The organism is Oliverpabstia sp., assembly GCF_022785585.1.
Lineage (GTDB): Bacteria > Bacillota > Clostridia > Lachnospirales > Lachnospiraceae > Oliverpabstia > Oliverpabstia intestinalis.
Genome location: NZ_JALFPR010000050.1, coordinates 1 through 6,730 on the forward strand (window position 1 = coordinate 1; position 6,730 = coordinate 6,730).

Annotated in this window: 5 protein-coding genes; all 5 read right to left on the reverse strand. The window is 45.8% G+C overall.

Annotated features, from left to right (window positions below):
• Window positions 1-2,950: 3'-5' exonuclease (locus tag MSA64_RS03170; RefSeq protein WP_287890509.1), on the reverse strand; the 2,950-nt coding region annotated here is incomplete at its 3' end.
• Between the two features lie 103 nt (window positions 2,951-3,053).
• Entirely contained in the window at window positions 3,054-3,701 is a 648-nt protein-coding gene (locus tag MSA64_RS03175; RefSeq protein WP_154431272.1) for an HAD family hydrolase, read from the reverse strand.
• A 238-nt stretch (window positions 3,702-3,939) separates the two neighbouring features.
• Complete coding sequence (locus tag MSA64_RS03180; RefSeq protein ID WP_022172406.1) at window positions 3,940-4,140, reverse strand: phage holin; 201 nt, start codon at window positions 4,138-4,140, stop codon at window positions 3,940-3,942.
• Window positions 4,141-4,309: 169 nt separating this feature from the next.
• Complete coding sequence (locus tag MSA64_RS03185) at window positions 4,310-5,620, reverse strand: Na+/H+ antiporter NhaC family protein (RefSeq protein WP_287890512.1); 1,311 nt, start codon at window positions 5,618-5,620, stop codon at window positions 4,310-4,312.
• Window positions 5,621-5,810: 190 nt separating this feature from the next.
• A complete protein-coding gene (locus tag MSA64_RS03190) occupies window positions 5,811-6,221 on the reverse strand; it encodes a peptide deformylase (protein WP_173885334.1) in 411 nt (136 codons plus the stop codon).
• Window positions 6,222-6,730 lie beyond the last annotated feature (509 nt).

A 6,730-nucleotide genomic window follows, 5' to 3' on the forward strand; every position in this document is an offset into this window, starting at 1 on the left:
GAAGTTTTTTCTGTCCAAAAGAGATATACCGCGCTTTCGTACTCAGATCCATAAAATCATCTGCAAGAACACCTTTGGATTTCAGGCGCTCATTTTTATCCCAGACGAAAAAGTTCCAGGTCTGACTATCCAGAAGCAATCGAGGTTCCGAAGGATTTTCCGCAAGCAGTTTTTTACCGTCTCTGCTTAAAAACTGCACAGCGCCATTGGCTTTTTCCACCCGAATCAGGATACGATCAGTCAGAAGCTGTACTTCAGAACGGGACTCTTTTGCGCCCCATATTACTGCGGTATCTGCCTGTGCTTTCCAGTTCGTATCCTGGATCGTGCCGGTGACACCTTTTACAAAGCTGATACGGATCGTCGACGGTGTGATCGGTGTCAGCCGAAGAAGTCCGGCTGCACTGGCGATCTCCAGATACTGCTTTGTCTTTTTCACCCATTTTACAGAAAAATTCCCTCTGGAATGTCCTTTGACCTGAAGATGACTCTCCGGTGGGAAGGTTCCATATGTATACGGGGATGGATTCACCAGTCCGTCGATGGCGGAAGATTTTAATTTTTTATCCGTTGATTTTTTTAACTGATTTCTGTTTTTGGGAATCAGTGCCTGATGTACTTCAAACGGTTTTGGAATTAGCACCGGTGTCTCTGTTCCGGCAATTTCCTGTTCCTTTTTCAACTGGATCTTTCGAGGACCCAGATAGCCTCTTGCCTGCCGTTCCCTGTCACCCTCTTCTCTTCGCTGCTGTTCGATCTCTTTCTGTGTGTGTACCGGTTTTGCGTATTCTTTCGCTTTTTGCAGACTTTCGGTCTGAAATTCCTGCATATGTTTTTCTTTCGGCACTTCGGTTCCTATAATGTCCGTAAGAGAATCCTGATACAGTACGGTCAGTTCATGGAGCGCACGGGTAGCGGCAACATACAACAGTTTGATATGCCCGTTATCCTGTGGATATTGTTCTTTTGTCGGATTCCACAGAAGTACCGCGTCAAATTCCAGCCCCTTGGTATACACCACCGGGAGAATCATGATTCCCTCTCCGAACTGACTGCGTTCCGGTGTGTAACTCATCAGATTCGGAGTATCTTGTAACAGATCCGACACCTCTTTGGCTTCCGTCTCATCGCGGCAGATTACAGCGATCGTTTCGTATCCGTTTTTTTGCCATTCCTGAATCTGGTTTGCTGCTGCATCTTTCATAGAAACTGTATCTGCACTGGCTTGCACCTTCACCTGCTTTCCGTGGCGAATGATCGGTTCCACCGGATAGATCGGGAAATCTCCATGCCGAAGGATCTCTGTGGCAAATTCTGAGATTTCCACCGTGTTTCGATAGCTTTTCCGAAGCAGTCCGAATGCATCGTATGTTCCCCGCAGGATCAGTCTGCGAAGTTCTTCCCAGTCATTTAACCCCTGTCCAAAATGGATATTCTGAGAAGTATCTCCCATAACAGTATAGGTGCATCCCCGCATACAGTAGTGCAGGCAGCGATATACCATCATACCAAAGTCCTGTGCTTCATCGATGACCACATGGCTTGCTTCCCTCACCGGATCGGTTTCCTTGATCCGTTTATAGATATATGCCATCGCCGCAAGGTCGTACACATCAAACGATGTATCTGGTATTTCGATAGGAATTCCCTCTTGCTGCTGTGCACGGAGAAAATCCTGATAAAAAGTTCGCACGGAACCATTCCATTTTCCGTTGCCAAAGTAAGTGCTGTATTTTTTGTCCAGTTTTTTCCGCTCTTTTTCTGTGAAAGAGATCACTTTTCCCGTGATCACATTTTCATAGCGGGCATACAGCATTTTATTCAGCATCAGGATCTTGCTTTCCATCGAAAGGAGCGGATTGTCACGCAGATACTCCCGGATCATCGCAGGACGCATCAGACGCACACCCGTTTTTTCCATCACGATCGCCTCCTGTGGAATCTCCTGATTTTCGTATGCCTGACAGTACGCTTCCAGTTTTTCGAACCAGGCAGTACTTCCTTTCTGTTCCTGCCAAGCCTCCTGAGATACCGGATGAACTCTGTATATTTTTCCATTCCATTCCTCATACAGAAGGCGGATAAACAGCTCTTCCATCGTCATCTGACGAATCCCGTATACATCCAGCTCCGGCAGAACACCGGTGATATAATTCAGCAAAATTTTATTGCTCCCGATAATATAAAAATCTTCCGGGCGGAAATCCTCTTTGTAATTATAAAGAATATAGGAAATCCGGTGCATCGCCACTGTGGTCTTTCCGGAACCCGCCACACCCTGAACAATCAGATTAGTCCTGGGGGAGCGACGGATCAGCAGATTCTGTTCTTTCTGAATGGTTGCAATGATCTCTCCAAGTACGTTTTTTTTGCTTTTGGCAAGGTATTTGGTCAGAAGTTCATCATTGGCTACCACATCCGAGTCAAAGTAGTCTTTCAACCGATCATTTTCAATCTCATACGTCCGTTTTCTTTCCAGATCGATCGTATGCGTCCCCTCGGAAAGAACGGTATACGAACAGGGACCAAGACCGCTTTCATAATAAACAGAAGCAATCGGTGCACGCCAGTCCAATACTAACGGCTGCGCATCATCCCCGGAGATTCCAACACGACCGATATAATACGCTTCTTTTTGTTGTTTTTCTTCTGCAAGAAAATCAATTCTGCCAAAATACGGTTTCTTTCTGGCTTTTTCCAGGCGCACCATATTCTGCTTATATTCTTTCAGACGCGCCGTAGCATTGTTCCAGAGTGTCAGACCTTCTTTATCTTTTGCATCGTAAACTTCCATCAGATCGGCAAGATCTTCATTTGCCTCCCGGATGGCTTTACGCGCCTGTACCAGATGTTCCTGGGCAACCCCGATCACATATGCCAGCTGGTGTTCTTCTGCTTCTCTGCTGATACCGGGAAGTTCTGCTGCATCCTTTTCCATTTTTTCTGCCATAGCTCTTCTCCATATTTTTATATTTTTTCACATACGACAGTGCCCATCCCCTGCAGATCTCTCGTATTTTCTGTATTACATTTACATTAGTGTGTTATTGCCTTTATTGAAACAGTGCTTTCATCTGATCCAGCGAATCCACACATGCGGTTAACATGTTCTTAAGTTCCGCGTCCGGTTTTGTCTGATCCGGTACCATGACAACCTGACAGCCTGCACGGTACGCACTGGTCACTCCGTTCGGTGAATCCTCTACCGCCATGCATGCAGACGGATCCAGTCCCAGCTGTTGGCAGGCATAGATATAAATATCCGGTGACGGTTTTCCACACTTGACCATATTTGCACAGATGATCCGGTCAAAGTACTCGTACAGTCCGATCTGTTTCAGATATCGTGCCGCGCGTTCCGTATCAGTTGCCGTAGCGATCGCACGCTGGATCTTCTTTTCTTTCAGATATTCAAGAAGTTCTACAGCTCCCGGTTTGATCTGGATTCCATCCCGTTCCAGATATTCTTCCATCAGCTGTTTCCGATATACACGAATCGCCGGATAGTCCAGATCGGGATCCTGAAACATTTCTTTCAGATGCTCCGGCGCATATGGCTGTCCCAGCGAACGCATGGAAAGTGCCTGCTCATCACTCATCGTATAACCAAAATGCGCCAGTGCCTGTGGCCAGCAGATCCGGTAATATTTTTCTGTGTCAATCAGTGTTCCATCCATATCAAAAATTACTGCCTGTATCATTCTTTATACTCCTTGTCTGTTCTTTTCCTGTAGTCGCAAATATACCAGTTTGCATCGACAATCGTTCTTATATTTTACTACAAACCTGCACGAAAAGGAATATGAAGATCGTTGATTTGACTGAGAAACCAGTGACTGCCAGTTTTTTCAGATACATCGCAGCATAAAAAGAACTCCTGCCAGCTCTGTCCGCCTGCAAGAGTTCTCGTGTTTTCAGACACGCTCTGGTATGAAGTTGTTAGTGACTGCATTTGTTATATTTTGATTTGCTGATTCCAAGAATCACACCGAGAAACGTATCGATTGCCGTGATGGTTCCCACCAGCTGTTCTCCGTAGGGAAGCCCCCAGATGCCAGCCAGTGCAAAATACAACGTTCCCAGAGCCGGCAGAAAATACATGGCGAGCCATTTTAATCGATCATAGGTTTTGTTACTCATATCGCATTCCCCGTTTCCTGATATGTCCCACCACATCTGTGAGACGATACCCAGCTATCTATCTGATTCACCATATGCGTGAAATGCGTTTTCTGTCACTCTTCTTACTTTGTAAGCGCAACTTTTTTGCGCTGTCCTCTTTCCGATGCTCTGCCGGTTATATCGGATGTTACCTCTGTTTTTTCTCGACTCCAAAGATAGCGATCAAAGAACACAGAAGCAGAAACATCGGATAAAACAGCCGTGGCATGATCTGGAAGGCGGAAATCTCGTATCCAAGTTCATGTGCCGCCGAGATGGCTACCAGCATCTGTGCACCGTAAGGGATGACTCCCTGGAAGATACAGGAAAAAGTATCCAGTAACGAAGCTGTTTTCTTCGGTGTCACGCAGTATTCCTGGGCCATTTCTTTTGCAATCGGATTCGCCATTACGATTGCAACAGTATTGTTGGCAGTTGCAATGTCCATCGCTCCGACCAGCAGTCCCATACCCAGCTGCCCTCCTCGTTTTCCCTTAAAGATCCGGTGGATCCAGCCGAGCAACGCATCAAATCCGCCATATTCCCGGATCAGCGCACACATGGCTGCAACAAGGATCGCCACCATACAGGTCTCAAACATACCCGAGACGCCGGAACCCATATTTGCCAGCAGATCGGTCGGTGTGGTATGTCCGCCAAGCAGCATGATCAGGGCACCGGAGGCAATGCCGGTTAGAAGTACCACAAATACATTGATACCGATGATTCCACCGATCAGAACCAGCACATAGGGAAGTACCTGCAGCAGATGGTACGACTGATCGACTCTTCCGTGAATCTCTGTCTGAAAAGACAGAATCAGGATCAGAGCCAGTGTGATCACCGCCGCCGGAAATGCGATCCAGAAGTTTTCCCGGAATTTATCTTTCATTTCGCAGCCCTGTCCGTTACAGGCTGCGATTGTTGTATCGGAAATAAAGGAAAGATTGTCCCCGAACATTGCACCCCCCATGACCGCTCCGACACAAAACGGAAGATCAAACCCGGATGCTGCAGATACCGCAACTGCGATCGGTGTCAGCAGGGTGATGGTTCCCACGGAGGTTCCCATTGCCACCGACACGAAACAGGCCACTACAAACAGCACTGCAACCGAAAACCGCGCCGGAATCAGCGCCAGCATAAAATAGGCCACACTCTCCGCACTGCTTCTTCCGACAACGCCGACAAAGCAGCCGGCGGTCAGAAAGATCAATAACATCGTAATGATATTCTTATCGCCCACACCCTGCGCCATCAGCTCCAGTTTTTTATCAAAATTTACTTTCCGATTCTGTACACACGCCACCAAAATCGCCGCCAGAAAAGCAACGACGATCGGCACGTTATAAAATCCCATCGGAATCTTTAACACATATTCAAACAAAATCCCAAGCCCCAGATACAATACCAGGAACACGCCGATAGGGAGTAACGCAATTCCATTTCCTTTTTTCATGTTTGTTTTTCCTTTTCTACTATCATTCATTTATTTTGATTTTGTAACTGTTCCATATTTTCACAAGTACCCGTTTTAATCCATTAGTTAATTTCACTTTAATGCTCATATGAAAAATCAGATTTTTCACATAGCTGGAAACGTAATTACTCTTTTACCATGTATATGGTACAGATTTTAGTCTTTTTATTTATATCAATATTCCGCGGCAATGATCTATTTCATGTTGTATGATCTGCGCGATCCAGCCGGAATACGTCTGTCGCTGCTGTTTGAAATTGACATCCTGATACTGCACTTCAATCTCCTGATACCGCATGCATTTTCTCACCCCTGCCAGAGAAAGACACCCTTCTTCCGTCTCATACGCTCCTGACTTTTTGATGATCTTCGGATTATACATCAGAACATTCATAAATCCCATGTGCACGGCAATGATATTTTTCCGTACCCCGATCATATTCGCCGCCATACCAACACACTCTTCTTCATGTGCCTTCAAAGTATCCAGCAGATCCATCCCTGTCTTCCGATCCGTCTCAGTTGCCGGCTCAGATGGCTGATTCAGGAAAAAGATATCTCTCATAATTGGTTTTACCATAATACGCCTCCATAATACAAAATGTCTCCCCATGGGACACATCACTTGCGTGAGAGGTGCGGGGAGTCCTGTTACAGATATAATACAATATTAATTAAAAAAAATCAATGGTACAAAATTTTCTTTAACGTTTCATATATTTCCTGAATCATGACGAACCTGGTCATGCCGATACCGTTGTAGAAACCGATGTAACAGAAAAACACCGCCGTGAAAATACAGTCAATCGCATATGCTTTCAGATAATCGATCGCTGCCAGGATCACTTTGGAATCGGAAGAAAGGATACCCGCCAGAAGATCTCCATGGAAAAAGCCGGATAAGAGGCAGGTATCTCAACCTGACATCTTATCCGGCTTTTGCTTCCAATGAATCCGGGATCCGTTTTTTTGAAATGATCCCAGATATGCAATGCAACAAATCACCCTCCGATGAACTATGAAACAGTATATAGCAAATCCTGTAAAAAAATCAAGAACAGGATAACACCAGAGGCACGATGTCTCCGC

Excerpts from the sequence above, each read along its gene's own strand:
- MSA64_RS03175 (WP_154431272.1), bottom strand. The coding sequence starts at position 3,701 with ATGATACAGGCAGTAATTTTTGATATGGATGGAACACTGATTGACACA.
- MSA64_RS03180 (WP_022172406.1), bottom strand. The coding sequence starts at position 4,140 with ATGAGTAACAAAACCTATGATCGATTAAAATGGCTCGCCATGTATTTT.
- MSA64_RS03185 (WP_287890512.1), bottom strand. The coding sequence starts at position 5,620 with ATGAAAAAAGGAAATGGAATTGCGTTACTCCCTATCGGCGTGTTCCTG.
- MSA64_RS03190 (WP_173885334.1), bottom strand. The coding sequence starts at position 6,221 with ATGGTAAAACCAATTATGAGAGATATCTTTTTCCTGAATCAGCCATCT.